This is a genomic window from Arthrobacter sp. FW306-05-C (assembly GCF_021801725.1).
Taxonomy (GTDB): Bacteria; Actinomycetota; Actinomycetes; order Actinomycetales; family Micrococcaceae; genus Arthrobacter.
In genome coordinates, this window is record NZ_CP084556.1 from 3,870,178 (window position 1) to 3,893,755 (window position 23,578).

The window sequence follows — 23,578 nt, forward strand, 5'->3', positions numbered from 1 at the left end:
CGGTGACCGGTCGGACAGTTGCACCACTGGACCTCGCATGCACCCAGTTTTCCGCCGCCCTATCTTGCCCAGTAGGGCCGAACGGCCTTTCTAGCCGTCCGCCCCGGGCAGGCACACCTCCACAAGCTCTCCACTGACGCGCGTCTCGAAAAGAGGCTGCCGGGAAGTTGCCGGCCCCGCCTTCACCTCTCCGGTGCGCAGCGAGAAAGTGCTCCGGTGCCATGGGCAGACGACGCACGGGTCGCCGTCGTCGTCCTTGATCTTTCCTTCGTGAAGCGGTCCGGAAAGATGGCTGCAGACGTCGGACAGTACGTTGACGGTGTCGCCCTCGCGGTGTACCAACAGCGGGATGCCGGCCACCTCGCGCTTGTGCAGGCCACCCTCAGGCAGCTCCGCCAACGGCGCCAACGGGTGCCAGCCGGAGGGGAAACGGTGCGGGACGTCCTCACTGTGGTTCACGCCGGCGGCCTGGCGGTAGGAAAGGTGGCCGCCAAGGAAACCGCCGGCGCCCACAGTGGCAAGCCCAAGATAGGCAAGAACCTTGCCGCTGCCCTGGCTGCCCCTGGCCCGTTGGATGAGTGATGCGATGTAAAGGCTCGTTGCCGCCACATTGGCCGCTGCATGCACCAGTCCAACCCGTTGCTGTTGTGGGTGCAGCTGGGACCAGTCCGTGAACCCTGCGAGCGCAGACGGAAGCACGCTGGCAGTTCCCACTCCGATCAACAGCCTGGCCGCTTTTTCAGCCCCTGGAACCGCGTCGAGGACACCGGCTGACACCCAGGCACCGAGCGGGACCTGGACGGCAAGGGGATGCACGGGGTGTCCGATGGGAACGCCATGCAGGATGTCGCGGGCCCACTGGGGTTTGATGACCTTTTTGACGGCCTTCCTGACGCTCTTGGCCAGCGGGTCAAGCCATTCGGCGTCCTCAAGGCGGGTGACAAGCTCAAGTGCAGGCAACGGTTTCATGTGACGTCCCTTACCCCGATCAGGCCGGTCCACTCATCACGGAACACCCTGTTTTGGCAAAGCCCAAGGGTCGCTGCTCGAGGCAAACTTACCGCAGCGGCGATCCCAGGACAGTGAACCGATGGCCGCCCATCTCCCCGGACAGAAGCGGCATGGACTCAGCTATCGCCGCGCGGGTGCTGTCGAGTTGCAGTGAGGCCTGGTGCGCCTCTGCGGACTCCCAGAGTTCGGAAACGAACACCGTGTCCGGCACGTCATCGTTGATGCCCACCTCATAGAGCAAGCAACCGGCTTCCCGCATCTCCGGCTTGGGCCGAAGCAGGATGGCAACGAGGGCATCGCGCTGCCCCGGCTTGGTACCAAGGGTTCCCACATTCGCAAATGTCATGGAAACAGTGTGCGGCACGGCCGCGACAATCGGCGGGCCGTTCCGCCTACCCACGGGAAAACCCCCACAAGCAGGGTAGGTGCTCCCCTAGTACGCCCCTAAGCGCGGGCGGAAGATTAAACGACCGGATAACCGCGTCAAACATCAAGCGGAAGGATCCGGAGTCGAAGCCACCCGCTTCGGCGGGCGGGCTGTCTGAAATGGGACGGGCAGGCACGGGGCCGCCACACCGGTTTTACAACATACTCATTAGTCGCGACGGTTCTGAAGGCTGCCCGCAAAGGTGAATCACCCCCCTTTGAGGAGCAACGAAAAATGTCCACCACTGGAACAAACCGCCAAACCAAGGCACGGACGGCCCTGGTTCCGTTGGTTTCACTGGGCCTGCTCGGGGTTTCCCTGGCAATGGCCGCCCCCGCTAACGCGGAGACAAGCCGCAACGGCTGTACGGTCAACCCCTTGGATCCAAAGGATCTCCGCGGGGACGACGTCGACTTCAGGATCACAGTGGATTGCAACGGCCAAAAGACCGTCGAGATCCGCCAGAGGATCTATGAAGACGAGAGCCACCACGGTGACCTCCTCGTCAAACGACAGTTCACGGAGGAATTTGGCCGCCATGACGACGCGAGGACCGTTCACTACTTTGTCGATGTTCGCAACCACGACCGCAAGGGCGAAAAGGTCTACCAACTCGTCTCATTCCGGGTGGAGAACCACGGCGGCCATTGGTCGGACTGGACCCCATGGGAGAAGAGCGCCGTAGTGGAAGTGCACGGCGGCAAATAGACCTTCCAGGTCCACAGTGGGGAACCAGGGGTTAGGCTCCTGGTTCCCCACTTTGTCGCCCCGTTTCAGTCCGCGGCACCCAGGTTCCCGGCATGGACGACGGCGCCACTCGCCGTCGTGTCTTCCTTCAGCATCCAGCCCACCCGTTTGACCGTTCGCAACATCACGGCGCTCTCTACGATGTCGATGCCAGGCACCTTCTGCTGCAACGCCAGTTCGGCAGACATCACGTCGGCCAGGGTCTGCAGCCACATGATGATCACAAAGTTGGTGGGCCCGGTGGTGGAGGCGCTCAACCGGACATTGCTGATGGTCCGGATCTGGGCCGCAGCGGCGTCATGCTGGCCGGCAGGGACGTTGACGAACCACTGGCAGGTCACCGGAAACGATGAGTAGGCCTGTGCGATCTCACAGCGGAAGGACAGGATGCCGCTGGCCAGCACCCGGTTCAACTGCCGCTGGACGGTGGCCGGATGGCGGCCCAGGGAGCGGGCGATGTCCGCCGCGGTGGCCCGGCCGTCCCTCGCCAGGAACGGCAGCAGGTCAAGGTGGTTCTGCGGAAGCTGGGCGGCCTGCGTGGAGTCCGGCGCAGGCGGGGAAGCAAGCGTCCGCAGGGTGGCAAGCTGGGCACGGCTCAGGACGTTCAGCCGCCAGTCGTCCCCGCTGCTATGCAGCCGGGTACACAGCGCCACCTGGTACTTGGTGAGTCCCTCAACAGCCTTCAGGCGGGTGATGATTTTGGCGCTGAACTCCTCCAGCGAGCGGGTGATGACGGTCAGCATCAGGTCGCGGTTGCTGGCTGACTCCTCCACCGTGACGATCTCGGGGACGGCCGCCAGCTCCGCGGTGACGCTGTCCCGCAGGTTCATCTCACAGTCCACTGCCACATAAGCCAGGAGCATCTGCTTCGGGTCGCCCGCCAGGTGTGCCGTCACCCATGCGGCACCGTTTGAGGTCAGGCGGTCCCAGCGGGCGGCCAGCGTGGTGGCGTGCACGCCGAGGACCTTCGCGGCATCGGCCCAGCCCAGCCTCGGTGAGGCCTGCAGGACCTGGATCAGGGCAAGATCGTCCTCGCTGAGCTCCACCAGGCCCTCCTAGGGTTTGCACGAATCCTGCCAGGAAGAGCAGGCAGGAGGATAATTCCAGCGGTTTCCACAAGTGTGAACCACGCCACTTCACAATAGTCCACAAGCCCTGATGCCGACCGCCGAGGAGTGACCCGTGCCCATTAGAGATGACGCCCAAGACCTACAGGGAGACCTGACCCGCCTGCGCCACGACCTTCACCGGCAGCCGGAAATCGGGCTCCACCTCCCCCGCACCCAGGAGAAGGTCCTTGAGGCGCTGGAGGGGCTCCCGTACGAGATCACCCTGGGCAAGGAGACGACGTCGGTCACGGCAGTGCTGCGCGGGGGCGCCGGTTCCACTTCGGGCGAGGACGCAAAGCCCCGCCCTGCCGTCCTCCTCCGCGCCGACATGGACGGGTTGCCCGTCCAGGAGAAAAGCGGAGTGGACTTCACTTCACAGGCTGACGGCGCCATGCATGCCTGCGGCCACGACCTGCACACCTCAATGCTCGCCGGGGCCGCCACCCTCCTGGCCGAGAAGAGGCACCAACTCAACGGCGACGTCGTCCTGATGTTCCAGCCCGGCGAGGAAGGCTTCGACGGCGCCAGCTACATGCTCCGCGAAGGCGTTTTGGATGCCGCCGGCACCCGGGTCAGCGCGGCCTACGGCATGCACGTGTTCTCCTCACTCGAGCCGCACGGCACATTCTGCACAAAGCCCGGCGTCATGCTCAGCGCCTCCGACGGCCTGGAAGTCACGGTGCTCGGCGCCGGCGGCCACGGCTCCGCCCCGCACTCCGCGAAGGACCCGGTCACCGTTGCCGCGGAGATGGTGACGGCCCTGCAGGTGATGGTCACCCGGCAGTTCAACATGTTCGATCCCGTGGTCCTGTCCGTGGGCGTACTGCACGCCGGCACCAAGCGGAACGTCATCCCGGAGTCGGCCCGCATCGAGGCCACTATCCGGACGTTCTCAGAGGCCTCGCGCCTGAAGATGATGGACGCGGTCCCGCGCCTGCTCAAGGGGATCGCCGCCGCGCACGGGGTGGAGGTCGCCGTCGACTACCTGCAGGAGTACCCCCTCACCATCACCAGCGAGGACGAAACCCACACCGCAGAGAAGGTGATCACCGAACTCTTCGGCGAGCGCCGCCTCTCCCGCTGGGCCACCCCGCTCAGCGGCTCGGAGGACTTCTCCCGGGTACTGGCCGAGGTGCCCGGCACCTTCGTGGGGCTCAGCGCCGTCGCACCCGGCGACGACCACGACGCCTCGCCGTTCAACCACTCACCGTACGCAACGTTCGACGACGGCGTGCTGGCTGACGGGGCCGCACTCTATGCGGAACTCGCCATCTCACGCCTGGCCGCCCTCGCCAACGCCTCCTAAAGAGCCCCCTAAAGAACCCAGCACCCCAAGAAATCGGCAGCAGCGCCGCTGCCCCTCCAGACCAACCGACCAGGAAGAACACCATGTCAGTTGCAGCAACCAAGTCCAGGACCGGCCGCATGTCCACCGCCAAGACCGTCGTCGGCACCGGCATCGGCAACGCCGTCGAGTGGTACGACTGGGCCATCTACGCCACCTTCACCCCGTTCATCGCCAGCCAACTCTTCAGCAAGGAAGACCCGGCGTCGGCGGTGCTGTCCACCCTGGCGATCTTCGCCGTCGGCTTTGTGGCCCGGCCGTTTGGCGGCTTCCTCTTTGGCTGGATCGGCGACCGGATCGGCCGCAAGTCCTCAATGACCCTCGCCGTGGGCCTCGCCTCGCTGGGCAGCCTGATGATCGGCATCGCACCCACCTTCGCCAGCGTCGGCGCGTTCGCCTCCCTGATGCTGCTGGCAGCCCGGCTGGTCCAGGGCCTGGCGCACGGTGGTGAGCTGCCGTCGTCGCAGACGTACCTGTCGGAGATGGCACCCAGGGAGCACCGCGGCTTTTGGGCCACCCTTATTTACACCTCAGGGACGGTGGGCATCCTGTTCGGCACGCTGCTGGGGGCCGTGCTCAACATGGCACTGAGCACCGAGGCGATGAACGCCTGGGGCTGGCGCATTCCGTTCCTGATCGGCGCCGCGATGGGCTTGTACGCGCTGATCATGCGGTCGCGGCTGCACGAAACCGAGGCCTTCCAGGGTGAGGCTGCCACCGAGAAGCGCGCCGCGATCTGGCCGCAGGTTGTCCGCTACCGCAAGCAGGCCCTGCAGGTCATCGGGCTGACGGTGGGCCTCACGGTGATCTACTACATCTGGGGCGTGGTGGCACCGAGCTACGCCACCACCGCACTGAAGATCGACCGGGGCGAAGCATTGTGGGCCAGCGTCGTGGCCAACATCGTGTTCATCGCCGCCCTGCCGGTCTGGGGCAAGCTGTCTGACCGGATCGGCCGCAAGAAAGTCCTCTGGGCCGGCGCCATCGGCTCGGCGGTACTGCACTTCCCCATGACCTGGCTGCTGAAGGACTCAGCCTGGCAGCTGGCCGTGAGCATGTCCGTGATGCTGGTGTTCATCGCCGCGTGTGCAGCCATCGTCCCGGCCGTTTACGCCGAGCTGTTCCCGACGTCGATCCGTACCGTGGGTGTGGGCGTTCCCTACTCCATCTGCGTGGCGCTGTTCGGCGGGACGGCCCCGTACCTGCAGCAGTGGCTCGGCTCCTCGTTGGGCGCGCCGCAGGTGTTCAACGTGTACGCGGTGCTGCTGCTGGTGATCAGCGCGGCGTTCGTGTTCACCATCCCCGAGACCAAGGGCAAGGACCTGACGCACTAGGTTTGGCCAGTTGAACGGTCCCCGGCGCGTGCGGCTGCGCCGGGGACCTTTTCGTTCTCGCCTGGGACCCGGCTCCGGTCAGTGCGCGCCGATCCGCCGTGCCTCACGGACCGCCGCTTCCGCTCCCTCTTTCCAGGGCGTACCGTGGCCGGGCAGCAGCGTGGTTGCTCCCGTTGCCGCAATGGCCTCCAACGATGCCAGCGCCTGCCCCGTGTCCTTGGTGGCGGCCGATGCCACAATCTGCGGGCCGGCCTGGCCGGTGTAGGGGTCGAGCGTCACCAGGGCGTCGCCGGTGAGGAGGACGCCCCGGTCCGGCAGGTGCAGGATGCAGTGCCCGTCGGTGTGCCCGGGGGTATGGACGACGTCGGGACGCCCGGTGACGGCGTCGGCCACCCCGGTGCCCAGCGGTTTGGTATCGGAGATGCCTTTGACGGCCAGGGCTCCGGCGGCCGCCATCCGGCTAAGTGCCGGCAGTGACTTGGGATGGGTGAAGGGGTAGAGGAAGCGGTTGCGCTGCGGCTTGTAGCGGTAGGGGTGCGCCGCCAGGCGGGCGTCCTCCGCGTGGACCAGGACCGGGATCCCCCATTGCTTGTGTGCCCGCAGGGCAAAGCCAACGTGGTCGAAGTGCCCGTGGGTGAGGACCAGCGCCTTGACGTCCTGCGGGCGTCGGTTCCGTTCCTCCAGGAGCTGCGTGAGCATGGGCCACATGCTGGGCAGCCCGGCATCCACCAGAGTCACACCGTGGTCATCCTCAATCACATAGCAGTTGACGTTGGCGTGGGTTATCAGGTGGACACCGTCTGCGACGTTGGGGATAAGCATGGAAGGAAAGTACCCAGGAACAGTGCACCTAACGCTGCGAGGGCATGGGAACCGGTGCCGGAGCAGCCCGGGACGCCTTCGCGGTCCTGGACGGGAGGAGCTAGGTTGTCTGACTTGGAGGGGCTGCGACGGAATCCCGGGCCATCAGTGTGCAGTCCACCATGGCCGGTTGCGCTGCAAGCAAGGAAAGGTCGCTCTTCGCCTCAACGGCGTCAATCAGGAGCCTGGCTGCCAAGGCAGCCATTCCGTGATGTGGCGTTTCCACAGTGGTCAGGGCCGGATAGAGACTGTCCGCGATCAACTCCTGGTCAGCGAAGCCAATGACGGAAAGGTCACCGGGAATGGAAAGTCCCAACTCGGCGGCCGCTCGGTAGGCGCCCATCGCCATCAGGTCGTTGTGGCAAAACAGTGCCGTTGGCATATCGGCGTGGTCCTCACGTGACAGGATGCGCCGGGCCGCGAAGTAGCCGCCCTGCACCTTGGGGACCCCTGACTCCACAGGTGCCGTGCCGCCGTCGAGCCCTGCTTCGTCAAGCGCGGCCCGGAAGGCCTGCACCAGTCGGCGGGTTGAGGGAACATCATCGGCGTTGTGGATGAAGGCCACGCGGGTGTGGCCCGCGCCAGCAAGAGCGTGCAGGGCGCGGCGTACACCACCTTCCCCATCCGGCACCACCGCGGGGACTTTTGGTTCCCCCGTCTCGCAGCCGACCAGGACGGCGGGCACGCTGCCCAAGTTCGCCGGGAACTCCACCTTTCGGTAATCAGCGGTGGCGTACAGGATGCCATCCACGCGGCGGTTCAGGAGCGCGCCGACGTCGGTCTGTCGGGATTCAAGGTTGGCCGCACCGGACGCGTTGATGATCAGAAGGTTGTACCCCCGGGCCTTGGCGGCCTCCTCCGCCCCCACGATGATCCTGCCTGCGTGGGGCGTGCTGGCCATGTCCTCGCAGACCAGACCCAGCATGCCGGTCCGCTGGGTACGCAGGGCCTGGGCCAGCCGGTTTGGCCCATACCCCAACTGCTCCGCCGCGGACCGCACCTTCTTGCGGGTTTTCGGACTGACCCTGGCGTACGGCACGTCGTTCAGGACATGGGAAACCGTGGTGACGGACACGCCTGCGGCCACTGCCACGTCCCTGATGCCGATTGTCCTGCTGCTCACCTGTGTCCCACCCACCTTTTGGGCTCTAGGGTATCGGCCCTGACGTCCCTGATGCCTGGGAAGGCAAGCACAAAGGTCAGGCCTGCGGCAGCACCAGCAGGTAGCCGGCGGGCAGGGCGCTGCTCCACCGCCGGGGCTCACGGACCACAAACTGGGTAGCAAGTTGTTCGGGGCTCAGCAGTGCATTGGGCGCGGGTGACGGTCCCCACTGGCCGCTCCCGTAGGGGTACAGCGGATCAAGGACGTGGACAGCGGTTACCGAGAAGTCCGCGAACTGCCGGGGGTCCCCCACCGACTCGAAACCGCTCATCACCCAGGCATGCCGGCCGCTCCACATCACCAGCCCAACAGGCCGCCCCGTTTCGGTGATGGCACGGGCCGCCGTCCGCAGTGCTTCCTGGTAGTCGGAAATGCTTACGACGCCGTACGGCCCCATTCCTGACAACGTCAGGACCTGCGCCCAGCCGAACGGGTTGGCACCGTTGAACGAATCGGACGAACGGGCACGCGCCATGTCCCACAGCTCGTTCTGCTGTGCCCGGTCAGCCCAGGTTCCGCCGCCGGTGTCGTCGATGAGGTTGTGCGCCATCTGAATGCTCGCGGCCACACACCAGTCGAAGGTGTACTGCGGCACGAAATCCCCCTCCCGGTACAGGTTGAGGGCGAACGGCTGCGGCGCCGCGGCTGGAGCTGGAGCCGCGGCTGGAGCTGGAGCTGGAGCTGGAGGGGCTGCCGGACTCGGAGCCGGTTCTGCAGGCGCTGCCGGGATGGGGGCCGGCGGAGGTGCCAGGGCGGTACTGGCTGCGGATGCATCGGGACCGGCAGAGGTCTCCGTAGAAGCATCCGCAGATGCAGCAGCCGGAGAGGCGGGAGCACTCGACGCCTCCCGGAGATCCGCCACCGTCGTGCAGCCGGAAAGGAATCCGGCCACGGCAACGAGCCAGGCCAGAAGACGGAGGCGGGCGCCGGTCATGATCGCTCCAATTCGTTTCCGCAGAACGGACTTACGTCATCCCAGTCTGCTGCCCGGGGCCGGTCTTGACTACCCCACCCCACCTTCCCTACACTTTTCATAAAGCAGAATCTAAATTCCACAAAGCGGAAACGGTAAGGAAGCCGGACGCAAGGGAAAATAGATCAAAGCCCTCCCCTGGAAGGACCTACGATGACGTACACAGTGAACTGCTCCATCCTCCTCACGGAGCTGCCCCTGCTCGAGCGCCCCGCCGCCGCCAAGGCAGCAGGCTTCGACGCCGTCGAATTCTGGTGGCCCTTCGAAACCTCCGTCCCGGCGGACAGCGAGGTCACCAAGTTCGAGAACGCCATCACGGACGCCGGCGTCCAGCTCACGGGCCTGAACTTCAACGCCGGCAACATGCCCGGCGGCGACCGCGGCCTGGTCTCCTGGAAGGGACGCTGCTCCGAGTTCAAGGACAACATCGACGTGGTGGCCGGCATCGGTGAGCGCCTGGGCTGCAAGGCCTTCAACGCCCTCTACGGCAACCGGCAGGACGAATTCACCGCCGAAGAGCAGGACGAACTCGCCGTCAAGAACCTGGCGGCAGCAGCCCAGGGCGTGGCCCGCATCGGCGGCACCGTCCTCCTGGAACCCGTCAGCGGCGCACCCAAGTACCCGCTCCTCACCGCCGACGACGCACTCAAGGTCATCGCCCGCGTGAAGGAGGAGGCCGGCGTCGACAACATCAAGCTCCTCGCTGACTTCTACCACCTGGCAGTCAATGGCGATGACGTCCCGGCCGTCATCGAAAACCACGCCAAGGACTTCGGCCACATCCAGATCGCCGACAACCCGGGACGCGGCGCACCCGGTACCGGAACACTCCCGCTCGGCGAGTGGATCGCCCGCAGCCGCGAACTCGGCTACGAAGGCTACATCGGCCTCGAGTACAAGGAACCGCAGGAAACGGCCTTCAGCTGGGCCATCCGCGAGCGCGTATCCAACTGACCCCTCCCGCCCAACTGACTCGCAGTAGTTGTCGTTATGAGCCCTCAAAACGACAACAAATGCGAGTCAGTTGGGAACACATACAGACTTCAGAAAGAGAACCATCATGAGCAACGTTGCAGTCATCGGACTCGGAATCATGGGCCTGCCCATGGCAATCAACCTGGTCAAGGCCGGCCACACCGTCACCGGCTTCAACCGCAGCCAGGACAAGATCGACAAGCTGGTCTCCGAAGGCGGCAGGGGTGCCTCGAGCATCGCTGAGGCCGTCAAGGATGCCGACGTCGTCATCACCATGGTGCCGGACTCCCCCGACGTTGAGGGCGTAGTCAGCGGCAAGGATGGCGTCTTCGCCAACGCCAAGCAGGGCACCCTGTGGATCGACGCCTCCAGCATCCGCCCCGACGTCGCCAAGCGCCTGTCCGACGAGGGCCGCGAAGCAGGCATCCGCCCCCTCGACGCCCCGGTCTCCGGCGGCGAACAGGGCGCCATCGACGCCGTCCTCTCCATCATGGTCGGCGGCGAGAAGGCCGACTTCGAGGACGCCCAGGATGTCCTGAACGCCGTCGGCAAGACCATCGTCCATGTGGGCCCCTCCGGCTCAGGCCAGACCGTCAAGGCTGCAAACCAGCTGATCGTCGCCGTCAACATCGAGGTCCTCGGCGAGGCCATCGCTTTCCTTGAGGCCTACAACGTGGACACGGACGCCGCCCTCAAGGTCCTCGGCGGCGGCTTGGCCGGCTCCAAGGTCCTGGACCAGAAGGGCCAGAAGATGCTGGACCGCAACTTCGACCCCGGCTTCCGCCTGGCCCTCCACCACAAGGATTTGGGCATCGTCACCTCGGCCGCCCGCGAAGCCAACGTCACCATCCCGCTCGGCGCTATCGTCGCCCAGCTCGTCGCCGCCACCGTCAACCAGGGCGACGGCGCACTGGACCACTCCGGACTCTTCAAGCAGGTCCTCCAGCTCAGCGGCAGGAAATAAGCACCAGCGCTACAGGCGCCTAAGAAACACCAGCAGGGCACCCGCCGTCGGACATAAAACGACGGCGGTTCCCTCACCACACCCAAAAACACCCAGACTTCGCCCCAAAGGGGCACAACAAGGAGCACCCCATGAGCAAGATGCGTACCGTTGATGCAGCGGTGGCCATCCTGGAAAAGGAAGGCGCCATCGAGGCGTTCGGCCTGCCAGGCGCCGCCATCAACCCCTTCTATTCCGCCATGCGCGCCCACGGCCGCATCCGCCACACCCTGGCCCGCCACGTTGAAGGCGCCAGCCACATGGCCGACGGCTTCAGCCGCGCCAAGGACGGCAACATCGGCATCTGCATCGGCACCTCCGGCCCCGCCGGCACCGACATGATCACCGGCCTCTACGCTGCCTGGGCAGACTCCATCCCCATGCTCTGCATCACCGGCCAGGCCCCCGTGGCCAAGCTGCACAAGGAAGACTTCCAGGCCGTGGACATCGAGTCCATCGCCAAGCCCGTCACCAAGATGGCCATGACCATCCTGGAACCGGGCCAGGTTCCCGGCGCCTTCCAGAAGGCCTTCCAGCTGATGCGCTCCGGCCGCCCCGGCCCCGTGCTGCTGGACTTGCCGATCGACGTGCAGATGGCCGAGATCGAATTCGACATCGACACCTATGAGCCCCTGCCCGTCGAGAAGCCCAAGGCCTCCCGCAAGCAACTGGAGAAGGCCCTGGACATGCTCCTGGCGGCCAAGCACCCGCTGATCGTGGCCGGCGGCGGCATCATCAACGCCGGCGCCTCCGCACAACTGGTGGAACTGGCAGAGACCCTGAACGTTCCGGTCATCCCCACCCTCATGGGCTGGGGCATCATCCCGGACGACCACCAGCTGATGGCCGGCATGGTGGGCCTGCAGACCTCGCACCGCTACGGCAACGAGAACTACCTGCAGAGCGACTTCGTGATCGGCATCGGCAATCGCTGGGCCAACCGCCACACCGGCGGCCTGGACACCTACACGGCCGCCCGCAAGTTCGTGCACATCGACATCGAGCCCACGCAGATCGGCCGCGTGTTCTCCCCGGACCTGGGCATCGCCTCCGACGCCGCTGCGGCGCTGGAAGGGCTGGTTGAACTCGCCAGGGAACGGGCTGCTGCCGGGTCCCTGCCGGACTACAGCGCTTGGGTGGCCGAATGCCAGGACCGCAAGGCCTCACTGCACCGCAAGACGCACTTCGAAAACATCCCCATCAAGCCGCAGCGCGTGTACGAGGAGATGAACAAGTCCTTCGGCCGCGACACCACATACGTGTCCACCATCGGCCTGTCCCAGATCGCCGGCGCGCAGATGCTGCACGTCTTCGGCCCGCGCAAGTGGATCAACGCCGGCCAGGCAGGCCCGCTGGGCTGGACCGCCCCGGCCGCGCTCGGCGTCGCACGTTCCAACCCGGACCAGACCGTGGTGGCCCTCTCCGGCGACTACGACTTCCAGTTCATGATCGAGGAACTGGCAGTGGGTGCGCAGTTCAACCTGCCGTACATCCACGTGGTGGTGAACAACTCCTACCTGGGCCTGATCCGCCAGTCCCAGCGCGGCTTCAACATGGAGCAGAACGTGTCCCTGGCGTTCGAGAACATCAACAGCTCCCACCTGTCCGAGGACACCCGCGGCTACGGCGTTGACCACCTGAAGGTGGCCGAGGGCCTGGGCTGCAAGGCCGTCCGCGTGGAGGACCCCAGCGACCTCGCCGCCGCGTTCGACAAGGCCAAGGCCCTGATGGGCGAGTTCCGCGTACCCGTGGTGGTGGAAGTAATCCTGGAAAAGGTCACCAACATCTCCATGGGCGTGGAAATCAACGCCGTGAACGAGTTCGAGGAACTGGCCGAGACCGCCGCCGACGCCCCCACCGCCATCCTGGCCCTGCAGGCATAACCATGCGCGTGGTTATTGCCCCGGACAAGTTCAAGGGATCGCTGTCCGCCCCGGAGGTGTGCAGCCACCTGGAAAAGGGCCTGCAGCGCGGTGCCGGCGGGAACCTTGACGTGGTCCGGATTCCGGTAGCCGACGGCGGCGAGGGCACCCTCGACGCCGCCGTCGGCTCCGGTTTCACCCGCCGCACGGCCACGGTCAGCGGTCCAACGGGGCAGCCGGTGGAGGCGGACTACGCGGTCCGCGGGCACGAGGCCGTCATTGAGATGGCGGCGGCGTCGGGGCTCGCCCTGGTGCCAAGCGTCCAGAAGGGCGGACGGCCCACCCCGGTCGAGGCCGCCACGGCCAGCAGCCTGGGCACCGGCCAGCTCATCCTGGCAGCGCTCGACGCCGGCTGCCGGCGGATCGTGCTCGGCGTGGGCGGCAGTGCCAACACCGACGGCGGCGCGGGTCTCCTGCAGGGGCTCGGCGCCAGGTTCCTGGACAACAGGAACAACGAACTTCCACCGGGCGGGGCTGCGCTGGCAAACCTGCACAGCATCGACTTCACCGATTTCGAGCCCCGACTGGTGGACACACGGTTTGTGCTGGCCTCCGATGTGGACAACCCGCTGCTGGGCGCCCAAGGCGCCGCAGCGGTGTTCGGTCCGCAGAAGGGCGCCACGCCCCAAGACGTCGGCATGCTCGACGCCGCCCTGGCCAGGTTTGTCGAAGTCCTGGCCAGGGAAATCGGATTCCGCGCCGTCAAGGCTGCTGAGGCTCCCGGAGCCGGGGCAGCCGGCGGCGTGGGCTACGCCGCCATCGCCGTCCTGGCCGCGTCGCGGCGGCCGGGCATCGACGTCGTCCTGGAATTCACCGGACTGGCGGACCGCCTGGCGGGCGCCGACCTGGTGATTACCGGCGAAGGCAGCCTGGACGAGCAAAGCCTGCTGGGCAAAACCCCCATGGGCGTTGCGCGGGCCGCCGCGGCCCAGGGCGTTCCGGTCATCGCCGTCTGCGGCCGGACCACCCTGGACCAAGGCCAGGCGGCAGCGGCCGGATTCGAGGACGTCTACGCTTTGACGGCGCTCGAAACCGATGTAAACAGGTGCATAGCAGAGGCTGGGCCGCTGCTGGAGCAGCTGGGCACCCAAATCAGTGCGGGGCTGGCGGCCAACAGGCCCGCCGCCGCAAGTACCAAGGAGGACCTCCGTGTCTGAAGAACGTTTTGACCTCGTCATCCGGGGCCAGCGCATCCTGACCACCGCCGGCATCGCGCCGCGCGAGGTAGGTGTCCGCAACGGCAAGATCGTGGCCATCGAACCGCTGGGCAACGGCCTGGCCGGCGGCGAAGTCCTCGAACTGACCGACGACGAAACCCTGCTCCCCGGCCTGGTGGACACCCACGTCCACGTCAACGAGCCTGGCCGCACCGAGTGGGAGGGCTTCGCCTCCGCCACCCGCGCTGCGGCAGCGGGCGGCGTCACCACCATCATCGACATGCCGCTGAACTCCGTCCCGCCCACCACCACGGTGGACAACCTCAAGCTCAAGCGCGAGGTGGCCGAGGACCAGGCGTTCATCGACGTCGGATTCTGGGGCGGTGCCATCCCCGGCAACAAGGCCGACCTGCGCCCCCTGCACGACGAGGGCGTCTTCGGTTTCAAGTGCTTCCTCCTGCACTCCGGTGTGGACGAGTTCCCGCACCTGGACGCGGACGAGATGGAAGAGGACATGGCCGAGCTGAAGTCCTTTGACTCGCTCATGATCGTCCACGCCGAAGACCCGCACGCCATCGACCGCGCACCCCACCCGGGCGGCGACCACTACCAAACCTTCCTGGCTTCCCGACCCCGCGGCGCCGAGAACAAGGCCATCGCTGAAGTCATCGAACGGGCCCGCTGGACCGGTGCGCGTGCGCACATCCTGCACCTGTCGTCGTCGGACGCGCTGCCCATGATCGCCAGCGCCAAGCGTGACGGCGTCAAGCTCACTGTTGAAACATGCCCGCACTACCTCACGCTGATGGCGGAGGAAATCCCGGACGGCGCCACCGCCTACAAGTGCTGCCCGCCCATCCGCGAGGCCTCCAACCGGGAGCTGCTGTGGCAGGGCCTGCAGGACGGCACCATCGACTGCATCGTCTCGGACCACTCCCCTTCCACCCTGGACCTCAAGGACCTGGAAAATGGCGACTTCGCCGTGGCCTGGGGCGGCGTCTCGTCGCTGCAGCTGGGCCTGTCCCTGATCTGGACCGAAGCGCGGCACCGCGGCATCCCGCTGGAGCAGGTGGTGTCCTGGATGGCAGAGAAGCCCGCCAACCTGGCCCGGCTGACCAACAAGGGACAGCTGGCCCTGGGCTACGACGCCGACTTCTCCGTCTTCGCCCCGGACGAAGCCTTCGTTGTGGATGTCTCCAAGCTCAAGCACAAGAACCCCATCACCCCTTACGACGGCAAAGCCCTGTCCGGCGTCGTACGCAAAACCTACCTCCGCGGCGCCGTAGTGGACGGCCAGACCCCTACGGGCAAGCTGATCCGCCGCGGCGGCGTATAGGGGCGCGCCATGGCAGTGGAAGCCCATCATCCACGGACGGCGGCCCCGCACCAGGTGCCGTATCCGGTTCCGGCCAGGCGGGCCACCGCCCACGGACTGGCCCTGTGGGTGGTCCCGGCTGAAGGAACCAGCCCGGAACTCCTGCACCATGCCGCCCAAATGGTCCTCGCGAGGGCCCTCGAAACTGCTCCGGAGGCGGAAGTCCACTGGCCTGCCGCCGGAGCCCCCACGTCCGCCGCGGAGGAAGCAAAAGATGACTCCTCCCGCGCTTCCTCCGCGGCGGAGGCACCCAGCCCGGCACTTTCAAGGGCCGACGGCGGCACCCGCCTGCCGCCGTCGGCCGGCCCCGTCAGCCGCGTCGCCGTGGACCTTGCCGCGGACACCGTCCTGCTGGACGGCCGTCCGGTGGCGCTGACCGGCGTCGAGTACAAGGTGCTCCGGTATCTGGTGACCCACCTGTCCCGCACAGTGGGCCGCGAGGAGCTGCAGGAGTTCCTGGAATCGCTGGATTTCCCCGGCGCCACCGCCCGCTCCATCGACGTATACGTGGGCAGGATCCGCAAGAAACTGGGCAACGCCCGCCACGCCGTGGCCACGGTGCGCGGCGGCGGCTACCAGTTTGTTCCCGGCCCGCACGCCGCGGTTCGGGGTCCTGCGGAATACTGCATATGACGCGCGGGTTTGTATCAGTAAGCGGCAACCCGCTTCACTGGATGTTTGGCCATCACTGACCGAGTCTTACAAAGGAACGCCATGAGCCCCACCCTGACCACCAAGCTTCAGCCCGGCACCCCGGCTCCTGATTTCACCCTCCGGGACGCCCAGGGCCGGGAAACCTCCTTGGCCGATTACCGTGGCAAGAACGTCATCGTGTACTTCTACCCCAAGGCCGCAACCCCCGGCTGCACCACCGAGGCCTGCGACTTCCGCGACAGCCTTGCCTCCCTGCAGGGCAAGGGCTATGAAGTTGTCGGTGTCTCCCCCGACGCCCAGGAAGCGCTTGCCGGTTTCAGCGGCGACTTCTCCCTGACCTTCCCGCTGCTCTCCGACCCCGACCACGCGGTTGCCCTGGCCTACGGCGCCTGGGGCGAAAAGCTGGTCAACGGCGAAATCCACGAGGGGATCGTCCGCTCCACGGTTGTAGTGGATCCCCAAGGAAACGTCACCCTGGCCCAGTACCAGGTCCAGGCCGACGGCCACGTCACCCGCCTCAAGGAAGCCCTGGGAGTCTAAGCTCTCTCTGCATCTCCGGACGCCCCAGCACATACTGCTGGGGCGTCCGGCGTTTAACCTTCTGCCTTCACCTCTGCTGCAACCTGCGCATAGGACGCCGAAACCCTGCGGTAGACCGGCGTAAGGAAGGCCAGCAGCGCCGCCGCGATCATGATGATGCCCGCCACCAGGAACACCAAGGCGATTCCTCGGGAGGTGCCCTCACCCAGCAGCGGCGCCAGGGCGGTGGCGCCGTCCGCCGACCGCGCATAGGGGATGATCCAGAACTGGGCGATGAGTGCGATGAGGAAAGCGGTGACAGGGGCCGCGGCGGACTCAAACGCCATGGCGAAGCCGAAGACGCGGCCTTGCCGCTCCAAGGGCACCACCCGCTGGATGACGGTTTGTTCGGCCGCCTCCACGAACGGAACCAGCAGCAGGTAGAGCCAGATTCCCAGGATGTAGAGCCACGCCCACTCCCGCAGAGTGAAGACCGCGCCAAGGACCCCCATGACTGCTACTGCCATCAGCAGGGTGCGCAACGGGTTGGCTCCGAGCCCGAACTTGCCGATCAAGGCACCGCCGATGATGAACCCCGTGGATCCAACTGCGAACACGGCGCCCCACATCTCCACCGAGAACATCTCCAGCCCGTAGGGGTCCATCAGCGCCATGTAGACGCCGCCGATGAAGTTGTTGAACGTGGAAAACAGGACCAGCGCAAACAGCCCGGAGATGGCCAGCACCGCGGCCAAAGAACCCCGAAGATCAAAGTTGCCATGGGCGTCCGTGGCCGCCGCGCGCATTTCCTCGGGCATCCGCAGGGTCAGCAGGTGCGCCGCGGCGACCGCCGTAAGCACCAGTGCGACCGCGATGGTCCAGCCCATGCCGAGCAACCCGACGGAGAGTCCGGACAGCAGGGAGGTGACGATGAACATCAGCCCCTGCACCATACCCACCAGCCCGTTGGCATTGGCGCGGCGTTCAGGCTCGATGAGGATGGTGACGGTTGTGGACAGGGCGATGTTCCGCAGGTTCTCCACCACGGCGCCGACCAGGATGATCACAGTGAAGATCCAGAACCACGGCTGCCCCAGGTCCAGCAGCGATGCCGCGGGCGTCAGCAGGAACATCACCCCCGACAGCACGAACATGACCAGGCTGAAGCCGGCGGCGAAGCGCATGACGGCCAGCTTGCGGTAACGGTCCACGAAAGTGCCAAAGCTGATGCTGGACAGGGCGATCAGCAGCATGTAGGCGCCGCCCACCACGCCGGTGGCAATCACGTTGCGCGTCTCCAGGTACAGCCAGAAAGTCAGCGCGAACCACAGGTAGCTGGTGGTGATATTCGCCAGGGCGGTGTTGACCAGGATGCCGGCAAAGGTTCGGGAGCGCTGGGCCGGGGTACGCAGGGAGCGGTGGATTGTTTCTGGATCCGCAGCGGCGTTGCCCGGTTCCTGCTGGGTCATGCGTCCCAGTGTAGTGACGCGCAAGGACCGCCAACAGGGTGGAAACTGGCCTGAAGGGGATTCAGCTCTACCCCAAATTCAGGAAGGGGACGCCATGCACAACGGGACGGATAAGGAAGCGCCTGCGAACGGGAAGGACCCGCGCCTGGCACTGGTGCTCGCCTCGGTCTTCGGGTCAAGTCAGGACGCCACCATGGAGGAGCCAGGGTGCCGCTGCAGGCAACCCGGGTTGACGTCCGCAGGGTGGCGGCGTGGAGTATTGGCCGGATTCCCGGTGGCTAGGATCATCGCATGGTGATCGAGGTGCGTCCGGCAACAAACTTCGAGGACGTCAAAGCACTGGTAGGGCCCAAGCGGCCGGACGCCACGGTCTGCTGGTGCCTGAGCTACCGGATCCCCTCCAAGCAAAACGTTTCGCTGCGGGGCGAGGAACGGGGGGAACTGGTCAGGCAGCTGGTCACCCAGGATCCGCCACCCGGAGTCATAGCGTACGACGGCGGCGAACCCGTTGGGTGGGCAGCGGTCCACCCGCGCGCGGACACCAGCTTCGCCCGCAACAGGAAGATCCCGCACGTTGACGACCGGGACGCCTGGTCGGTCTGGTGCCTCCGGGTACGCCCCGGGCACCGCGGAAAGGGGATCTCGCACCACCTGCTGGCAGGTGCCGTCGGGATGGCACGGTCCTATGGAGCGCCCGTCGTGGAGGGCTATCCGGTGGACAACGGCGGCAGCAAAGTGGACCTCACCATGGCATATGTGGGAACCCGCAAGCTGTTCGAGGACGCAGGCTTCACCAAGGCGGCGGACACGACGTCGGTCCTGAACGGTTTTCCGCGCGTGCTGATGCGGCTGGAACTCACATAAGCACGGGCTTCGGCGGCTCCCCCAGAGCTACTTCCGGCGCCAGTATTTGCCCCAGTCAACCTCCATGGCCCATAGCGCCAGGAGCAGCGCGTCCATGGTCATGAGTCCTGCCATCAGGTACGACCAGCCAAGCAACAAACTCACAGCAATCTCCTGACTATCCCCCAGCCAATCGATTGCTGCTAAGTGTGGCACCTAAAGCGCCGCTACGGAATGCCCTCCACCCGCAGTCTTGAAAAGGACTTCTAGCCTGCGGTGCGCCTCGGTCTCCAGCTTCAGCCGCCGGGTCAGCTTCTCTACGTGCCGGGACATCTCCTCCCCCACCGGAAGCCGGTCCCCCGGCCAGCTGGACACTTCCCGCGATTCGGCGAGCGCGTGCTCCAGTTCCCGCGATGCCGCCCGTACTTTGCGTGAGTGGAAGTAGACGCGAAGCCATGCTTTGGCCTTGTCCGCGCCCTTCCTCTTAACTTGTTCCATATGGCTTCCCCGCCTTCCGCAAGCCGTACAGCCTCCGCGCGGTGTCGTCGTCGTACGCTGTTTCCTGGAAGCTGCTGCGTTCCTTCGAGTGTGAGCGCCGCACCTCAACGTCCCGGCAAGCAGATGCCAAAATTTCCACAAGATCTGCTGAGCGGTGCCCCTGCGCAGGACCGAAAAGGGTGGGTATCGCCTCCTGTCAGGCAAGTCACCGGAAACTGTGAAGCCTAAGACATGCCGTGTGCGGCTTAATACGGTAGAAGTAGAGAATGGTCTCTCCCTCAAACCCGCCGTGCGGTAGTCATCGAAGATGACCCGGACATCCGCGGCCTGCTGGTCCGCGTCCTGGTGAAGCAGGGCTTTGACGTCACCCACGCGGGCGCCGGCCTCCCCGGAGTGGAGGAAGTCCGGCGGACCAAACCGGACCTGGTGACGCTGGACCTGAACCTGCCGGACCTTGACGGGCTGGAGGTATGCAAGCTCCTGCGCGAATTCTCGGACGCGTTCATCGTGATGCTCACTGCCCGCGCGGACGAACTGGACAAGCTGACCGGGCTGGACAACGGCGCCGATGAATACATCAGCAAGCCGTTCAGCCCCCGGGAACTCCAGTCACGGATCAACGCCCTGTTCCGCCGCCGCCCCTCCCAAGCGGCGGCGTCCGCGGCCCGGAGTGAACTGGAACGCGCCACGGAGGTGCAGCAAAGCCTTCTGCCCAAGGAGGACATCCGGGTGGACGGCTACGACGTTTCGGGCCTTTTCCGCCCCTCCCGTAGCGTGGGCGGCGACTTCTACGACTGGTACCAGACGCCCGACGGGCTCCACCTGACCTTCGCCGATGCCATGGGCAAGGGCATGGGGGCGGCGCTGATCGCGGCAACCGTCCGTGCAGTGATGCGCTCCACCGGCCTGCGGCAGGACCTGGACGCGGGATTCGCCTCTGCCAGCAAGGCGATCGCCAGCGACCTTGACTCCTCCAACTCCTTCGTCACCCTCTTCCATGCCCGGCTGGACGCGGCGTCCGGCAAGGTCAGCTACGTCGACGCCGGCCACGGACTTGCGCTGCACGTCCAGCCTGCGGGTCCGGCGGACCGCCTCCCCACGGGAGGGCCTCCAGTGGGGGCCTGGCCCGGAACGCAGTGGCCGCAGGCAGAGCTGGAGCTGGCCCCGGGCGATTCCCTGGTTGTGGTCAGCGACGGCGTGCTTGATGTGTTCGAGTCCGTGGAGGATTTCACGGACGCCGTGCAGCAGGCGACGCAGGCTGCAGGTTCGGCCCATGAAGCCAGCAACTCCATCATGGCCCTTGCCCCGGCGGAGACCGCCGAAGACGACGTCACGGTGGTTGTGGTCCGCCGGCTCCCCGGGGAGGTGGCCGCATGACCCGTTTCTGGACCCGGCTGGTGGTGGTGCTCACCGTCCTGACCGGCCTGAACTACATCGCCTGGCGTTGGGCGGCGTCCCTCAACTGGGATGCCTGGTGGATTGCCCTCCCCCTGGTGGTCGCCGAAACCTACAGCCTGATCGACGTCATGCTCTTCGGCATGACCGTGTGGAAGCTGAAGATCCGCAAAGGCGCCCCGCCGCCGCCGCAAGACGCCACCGTGGACGTCTTCATCACCACCTACAACGAGGACCTGGACATGGTCCTCACCACCGCGCTGGCGGCGCAGAAGATCCGGCACCCGCACAGCACCTGGATCCTGGACGACGGCGCCCGCCCCGAGCTCAAGGCCTTGGCGGAACAGCATGGCCTGGGCTACGTCACCCGCAGCGGGGACTGGACCAAGGACCTGCCGCGGCACGCCAAGGCCGGCAACCTCAACAACGCCCTCATGGTCACCCACGGCGAATTCCTGCTGATCCTGGACGCGGACCAGATCCCCGAGCCGGACATCCTGGAAAAGACCCTGGGCTACTTCAACAACCGGCGCGTGGCCCTGGTCCAGACGCCCCAGTACTTCAGCAATGTCCCGGCCGACGATCCGCTCGGCAGCCAGGCACCGCTGTTCTACGGCCCCATCCAGCAGGGCAAGGACGGCTGGAACGCGGCCTTCTTCTGCGGCTCCAACGCCATCCTGCGCCGGGAGGCCCTGATGCAGCTGGGCCTGGTGGGCTACGTCAAGGAAACCGAGAAGAGCATCCGCCGGGCCCTGGCCGCCTCCCGGGCAGCCATCAAGCAGGCCCGGAAATCTGCCGATGTCGAGTCACCCCTGGTGGCGGAGGTCCTGGACGAGGTGGAGGCGGCGACCCGCGAAGCCCAGGCGGAAGTGGACGCCGGCCGGCCCCTCAGCGAAGTGACCTACCGGGTCCGCCGCCGCGTGGACGCCGCCGTCCAGACCCTGGTCCAGGCCGACGTCGCAGCACTGCAGGCAGACCTTGAGGAAATCGCCGCCATGGAGCTGGCCCACGTGGGCGAGTCCGGTGTCCCCGTGGTGGCTGATGACGCCGTCCAGCGCATGTCCGCCCGCGACTGGTCCCCGCTCGGCGCCCTGGAGTCCGTCCAGGCCGTCCTGGATGCCCTTACCGTGGAGCGCAGCAACGAGGCCCAGCCGGTGATGCCGCTGGCCACCATATCGGTGACCGAGGACATGGCCACCGCCATGCGCATGCACGCCATGGGCTGGGAGAGCGTCTACCACCACGAGATCCTGGCCTACGGCCTGGCGCCGGAAGACCTGAAGACCATGCTCACCCAGCGCCTCCGTTGGGCCCAGGGCACCATCCAGGTGCTGCTCCGCGAGAACCCCCTGGTGCAGAAGGGCCTCAAGCTCGGCCAGCGCCTGATGTACTTCGCCACCATGTGGACGTACCTGAGCGGGTTCGCCGCGGTCATCTACTTCGCCGCCCCCATCATCTACCTGCTGCTGGGCATCCTGCCGGTCAGCAGCCTGAGCTGGGACTTCTTCATCCGGTTCATCCCGTTCATGGTGGTCAACCAGCTGCTGTTCGCCGTGGCAGGCCGGGGCATTCCCACCTGGCGCGGCCAGCAGTACAGCCTTGCGCTGTTCCCCACCTGGATCAAGGCATGCACGACGGCGGCCCGCAACGTCTGGTTCGGCCGTCCCCTTGGGTTTGCCGTCACCCCAAAGGCGCGCCAAAGCGGCGGACCCAGCTGGAGCCTCATCCGGCCCCAGATCGTGGTGTCCATCCTGCTGGCCGTCGCCGCCGTCGTCGGCATCATCCGCCTGGCCACCGGCCTGGCCGAGCCGCTGGGCACCCTGGTCAACGTTGTCTGGGTGGTCTTTGACCTGGTGGTCATGAGCATCCTGGTCCGCGCCGTGCTCTACAAGGGGTACGAACCGGCCGCAGAACCTGCAAACAGAGAGGAATCCTGATGGAGTTCAGTTACGAGGTCAAAGATTCGTACGCGGAGGTCAAGGCGGACGGCCGGCTCAACATGGTCTCCGCGCCCAAACTGCGCGAGTTCGTCACGGACGTCATCGCCGGCGGATCCAACCGGATCGTGGTCAACCTGGAAAACACCGCGTTCATGGATTCCTCCGGCCTTGGCGCGCTGATCGGCTGCCTCAAGGCCGCCCGCCAGGCCGGGGGCGACCTGCGCATCGCTGCCGTGCAGCCGCAGGTGAACATGGTCCTGAAGTTGACCAGCATGGACAAGGTCCTCACCGCCTACCCCACGGCCGAGGAGGCGTTCAGCAATGACTGAGGTACTGGCATCGCGCAGCTTCCGCGGACCGGCCGCCGAAGAGGCCATAGAAGAGATCCACAACGACCTCGACAGCCTGTGGCTGGACGTCCCGTTCGTGAACGATATGGACCAGATGACGTTCACCACCGCCGTCATCGAATCCGCGTCCAACATCGTCCAGCATGCGCAGCCGGCCGGGGACCGCGAGGTGGAGCTGGGCGTGGAGACCACGGTGCAGCCCGCGCTGCTGCAGGCCCGGGTCAGCGCCTATTACGCCAAGGCGCCGTTCGGTCCCATGGAGGCCTCCACCCCGGACGACGACGCCGAGTCGGGGCGCGGCCTGGCCTTGATCGAGGCGCTGGTCACCACGGTGACATTCGAGCGCCAGGACGGAACCAACACGTGGGTGCTTTCCAGGACGTCCTCAGAGGACTAGGGTTCTGGCGCGCCGCTTGACAGTGACCGTCGCCTGCTCTTAAATATTGCGTATGCTGAAATAACAGTTCCATGATGCGGAAGCCTGCCTTTGTGCGCAGGTGCCGGGCACT

General features: G+C 66.2%; 23 protein-coding genes. 15 read left to right on the top strand and 8 right to left on the bottom strand.

Going from position 1 to position 23,578, the window contains the following annotated elements; genetic code table 11:
* Positions 1 to 90: 90 nt before the first annotated feature.
* The gene (locus LFT44_RS18000) at positions 91 to 969 is read right to left on the bottom strand and encodes a Rieske 2Fe-2S domain-containing protein (RefSeq protein ID WP_236799775.1); all 879 of its coding nucleotides are present in this window, start codon (positions 967 to 969) and stop codon (positions 91 to 93) included.
* An 88-nt stretch (positions 970 to 1,057) separates the two neighbouring features.
* Positions 1,058 to 1,357 carry a putative quinol monooxygenase gene (locus LFT44_RS18005; RefSeq protein ID WP_236799776.1) on the bottom strand — a complete coding sequence of 100 codons (300 nt, stop codon included), beginning with the start codon at positions 1,355 to 1,357 and terminating at the stop codon, positions 1,058 to 1,060.
* 315 nt (positions 1,358 to 1,672) lie between these two features.
* Here LFT44_RS18005 and LFT44_RS18010 point away from each other — a divergent pair, with 315 nt between their 5' ends.
* Positions 1,673 to 2,146, top strand: a complete 474-nt coding sequence (locus tag LFT44_RS18010; protein ID WP_236799777.1) for a hypothetical protein — start codon at positions 1,673 to 1,675, stop codon at positions 2,144 to 2,146.
* Positions 2,147 to 2,211: 65 nt separating this feature from the next.
* Here LFT44_RS18010 and LFT44_RS18015 read toward each other — a convergent pair whose 3' ends face one another.
* Positions 2,212 to 3,231, bottom strand: coding sequence for an Lrp/AsnC family transcriptional regulator (locus tag LFT44_RS18015; RefSeq protein ID WP_236799778.1), 1,020 nt, complete (start codon positions 3,229 to 3,231; stop codon positions 2,212 to 2,214).
* Between the two features lie 136 nt (positions 3,232 to 3,367).
* Between LFT44_RS18015 and LFT44_RS18020 the strand changes: the two genes are divergently transcribed.
* Positions 3,368 to 4,600: a M20 metallopeptidase family protein gene (locus LFT44_RS18020; RefSeq protein WP_236799779.1), complete on the top strand. Its 1,233-nt coding sequence runs from the start codon at positions 3,368 to 3,370 to the stop codon at positions 4,598 to 4,600.
* 83 nt (positions 4,601 to 4,683) lie between these two features.
* On the top strand, positions 4,684 to 5,973 hold the full coding sequence (locus LFT44_RS18025; RefSeq protein ID WP_236799780.1) for an MFS transporter: 1,290 nt from the start codon (positions 4,684 to 4,686) through the stop codon (positions 5,971 to 5,973).
* Between the two features lie 78 nt (positions 5,974 to 6,051).
* Here the strand turns inward: LFT44_RS18025 and LFT44_RS18030 are convergent, their stop codons facing one another.
* The 3 genes from LFT44_RS18030 to LFT44_RS18040 all read right to left on the bottom strand — a co-directional run bounded on the left by LFT44_RS18030 (position 6,052) and on the right by LFT44_RS18040 (position 8,930).
* Positions 6,052 to 6,795: an MBL fold metallo-hydrolase gene (locus LFT44_RS18030; protein WP_236799781.1), complete on the bottom strand. Its 744-nt coding sequence runs from the start codon at positions 6,793 to 6,795 to the stop codon at positions 6,052 to 6,054.
* A 100-nt stretch (positions 6,796 to 6,895) separates the two neighbouring features.
* Complete coding sequence (locus tag LFT44_RS18035; protein WP_236799782.1) at positions 6,896 to 7,957, bottom strand: LacI family DNA-binding transcriptional regulator; 1,062 nt, start codon at positions 7,955 to 7,957, stop codon at positions 6,896 to 6,898.
* A gap of 76 nt (positions 7,958 to 8,033) precedes the next feature.
* On the bottom strand, positions 8,034 to 8,930 hold the full coding sequence (locus LFT44_RS18040; RefSeq protein ID WP_236799783.1) for a hypothetical protein: 897 nt from the start codon (positions 8,928 to 8,930) through the stop codon (positions 8,034 to 8,036).
* Positions 8,931 to 9,122: 192 nt separating this feature from the next.
* Here LFT44_RS18040 and LFT44_RS18045 point away from each other — a divergent pair, with 192 nt between their 5' ends.
* The 7 genes from LFT44_RS18045 to bcp all read left to right on the top strand — a co-directional run bounded on the left by LFT44_RS18045 (position 9,123) and on the right by bcp (position 16,595).
* Positions 9,123 to 9,923 (top strand): hydroxypyruvate isomerase family protein, encoded by an 801-nt coding sequence (locus tag LFT44_RS18045; RefSeq protein ID WP_236799784.1) that lies wholly within the window; start codon positions 9,123 to 9,125, stop codon positions 9,921 to 9,923.
* Between the two features lie 106 nt (positions 9,924 to 10,029).
* Positions 10,030 to 10,908 (top strand): 2-hydroxy-3-oxopropionate reductase, encoded by an 879-nt coding sequence (locus tag LFT44_RS18050; RefSeq protein WP_236799785.1) that lies wholly within the window; start codon positions 10,030 to 10,032, stop codon positions 10,906 to 10,908.
* 131 nt (positions 10,909 to 11,039) lie between these two features.
* A complete protein-coding gene (gene gcl, locus LFT44_RS18055) occupies positions 11,040 to 12,830 on the top strand; it encodes a glyoxylate carboligase (RefSeq protein ID WP_236799786.1) in 1,791 nt (596 codons plus the stop codon).
* Between the two features lie 2 nt (positions 12,831 to 12,832).
* Entirely contained in the window at positions 12,833 to 14,026 is a 1,194-nt protein-coding gene (locus tag LFT44_RS18060; protein ID WP_236799787.1) for a glycerate kinase, read from the top strand.
* Positions 14,019 to 15,362, top strand: a complete 1,344-nt coding sequence (gene allB, locus LFT44_RS18065) for an allantoinase AllB (RefSeq protein WP_236799791.1) — start codon at positions 14,019 to 14,021, stop codon at positions 15,360 to 15,362. The genes LFT44_RS18060 and allB overlap by 8 nt, the downstream gene beginning before the upstream one ends.
* Positions 15,363 to 15,371: 9 nt before the next feature.
* Positions 15,372 to 16,034 carry a winged helix-turn-helix domain-containing protein gene (locus tag LFT44_RS18070; protein WP_236799793.1) on the top strand — a complete coding sequence of 221 codons (663 nt, stop codon included), beginning with the start codon at positions 15,372 to 15,374 and terminating at the stop codon, positions 16,032 to 16,034.
* Between the two features lie 81 nt (positions 16,035 to 16,115).
* Positions 16,116 to 16,595, top strand: a complete 480-nt coding sequence (gene bcp, locus LFT44_RS18075; RefSeq protein ID WP_236799794.1) for a thioredoxin-dependent thiol peroxidase — start codon at positions 16,116 to 16,118, stop codon at positions 16,593 to 16,595.
* 53 nt (positions 16,596 to 16,648) lie between these two features.
* Here bcp and LFT44_RS18080 read toward each other — a convergent pair whose 3' ends face one another.
* A complete protein-coding gene (locus LFT44_RS18080; RefSeq protein WP_236799796.1) occupies positions 16,649 to 18,043 on the bottom strand; it encodes an MFS transporter in 1,395 nt (464 codons plus the stop codon).
* Positions 18,044 to 18,334: 291 nt separating this feature from the next.
* Here LFT44_RS18080 and LFT44_RS18085 point away from each other — a divergent pair, with 291 nt between their 5' ends.
* Positions 18,335 to 18,907: a GNAT family N-acetyltransferase gene (locus tag LFT44_RS18085; RefSeq protein WP_236799798.1), complete on the top strand. Its 573-nt coding sequence runs from the start codon at positions 18,335 to 18,337 to the stop codon at positions 18,905 to 18,907.
* A gap of 195 nt (positions 18,908 to 19,102) precedes the next feature.
* On the opposite strand, the gene LFT44_RS18090 is transcribed toward LFT44_RS18085, so the two are convergent.
* Complete coding sequence (locus LFT44_RS18090; protein WP_236799800.1) at positions 19,103 to 19,384, bottom strand: hypothetical protein; 282 nt, start codon at positions 19,382 to 19,384, stop codon at positions 19,103 to 19,105.
* A gap of 300 nt (positions 19,385 to 19,684) precedes the next feature.
* Here LFT44_RS18090 and LFT44_RS18095 point away from each other — a divergent pair, with 300 nt between their 5' ends.
* From LFT44_RS18095 to LFT44_RS18110, 4 genes are read left to right on the top strand one after another with little or no spacing between them, the layout of a single operon-like run.
* Positions 19,685 to 20,761 carry a PP2C family protein-serine/threonine phosphatase gene (locus tag LFT44_RS18095; protein WP_236802949.1) on the top strand — a complete coding sequence of 359 codons (1,077 nt, stop codon included), beginning with the start codon at positions 19,685 to 19,687 and terminating at the stop codon, positions 20,759 to 20,761.
* A complete protein-coding gene (locus LFT44_RS18100; RefSeq protein ID WP_236799802.1) occupies positions 20,758 to 22,716 on the top strand; it encodes a glycosyltransferase family 2 protein in 1,959 nt (652 codons plus the stop codon). Before LFT44_RS18095 ends, LFT44_RS18100 begins: the two co-directional genes overlap by 4 nt.
* Positions 22,716 to 23,048, top strand: coding sequence for an STAS domain-containing protein (locus LFT44_RS18105; RefSeq protein WP_141945622.1), 333 nt, complete (start codon positions 22,716 to 22,718; stop codon positions 23,046 to 23,048). Before LFT44_RS18100 ends, LFT44_RS18105 begins: the two co-directional genes overlap by 1 nt.
* On the top strand, positions 23,041 to 23,466 hold the full coding sequence (locus LFT44_RS18110) for an ATP-binding protein (protein WP_236799803.1): 426 nt from the start codon (positions 23,041 to 23,043) through the stop codon (positions 23,464 to 23,466). The genes LFT44_RS18105 and LFT44_RS18110 overlap by 8 nt, the downstream gene beginning before the upstream one ends.
* Positions 23,467 to 23,578 lie beyond the last annotated feature (112 nt).

Bases quoted from the DNA above. Each gene is read 5' to 3' on its own strand.
- gcl (WP_236799786.1), top strand. From the start codon at position 11,040: ATGAGCAAGATGCGTACCGTTGATGCAGCGGTGGCCATCCTGGAAAAG.
- LFT44_RS18030 (WP_236799781.1), bottom strand. From the start codon at position 6,795: ATGCTTATCCCCAACGTCGCAGACGGTGTCCACCTGATAACCCACGCC.
- LFT44_RS18085 (WP_236799798.1), top strand. From the start codon at position 18,335: ATGGTGATCGAGGTGCGTCCGGCAACAAACTTCGAGGACGTCAAAGCA.
- LFT44_RS18105 (WP_141945622.1), top strand. From the start codon at position 22,716: ATGGAGTTCAGTTACGAGGTCAAAGATTCGTACGCGGAGGTCAAGGCG.
- LFT44_RS18110 (WP_236799803.1), top strand. From the start codon at position 23,041: ATGACTGAGGTACTGGCATCGCGCAGCTTCCGCGGACCGGCCGCCGAA.
- LFT44_RS18045 (WP_236799784.1), top strand. From the start codon at position 9,123: ATGACGTACACAGTGAACTGCTCCATCCTCCTCACGGAGCTGCCCCTG.
- LFT44_RS18100 (WP_236799802.1), top strand. From the start codon at position 20,758: ATGACCCGTTTCTGGACCCGGCTGGTGGTGGTGCTCACCGTCCTGACC.
- LFT44_RS18080 (WP_236799796.1), bottom strand. From the start codon at position 18,043: ATGACCCAGCAGGAACCGGGCAACGCCGCTGCGGATCCAGAAACAATC.
- LFT44_RS18010 (WP_236799777.1), top strand. From the start codon at position 1,673: ATGTCCACCACTGGAACAAACCGCCAAACCAAGGCACGGACGGCCCTG.
- LFT44_RS18070 (WP_236799793.1), top strand. From the start codon at position 15,372: ATGGCAGTGGAAGCCCATCATCCACGGACGGCGGCCCCGCACCAGGTG.
- LFT44_RS18000 (WP_236799775.1), bottom strand. From the start codon at position 969: ATGAAACCGTTGCCTGCACTTGAGCTTGTCACCCGCCTTGAGGACGCC.
- LFT44_RS18005 (WP_236799776.1), bottom strand. From the start codon at position 1,357: ATGACATTTGCGAATGTGGGAACCCTTGGTACCAAGCCGGGGCAGCGC.
- LFT44_RS18060 (WP_236799787.1), top strand. From the start codon at position 12,833: ATGCGCGTGGTTATTGCCCCGGACAAGTTCAAGGGATCGCTGTCCGCC.
- LFT44_RS18090 (WP_236799800.1), bottom strand. From the start codon at position 19,384: ATGGAACAAGTTAAGAGGAAGGGCGCGGACAAGGCCAAAGCATGGCTT.
- LFT44_RS18040 (WP_236799783.1), bottom strand. From the start codon at position 8,930: ATGACCGGCGCCCGCCTCCGTCTTCTGGCCTGGCTCGTTGCCGTGGCC.
- LFT44_RS18050 (WP_236799785.1), top strand. From the start codon at position 10,030: ATGAGCAACGTTGCAGTCATCGGACTCGGAATCATGGGCCTGCCCATG.
- LFT44_RS18025 (WP_236799780.1), top strand. From the start codon at position 4,684: ATGTCAGTTGCAGCAACCAAGTCCAGGACCGGCCGCATGTCCACCGCC.
- bcp (WP_236799794.1), top strand. From the start codon at position 16,116: ATGAGCCCCACCCTGACCACCAAGCTTCAGCCCGGCACCCCGGCTCCT.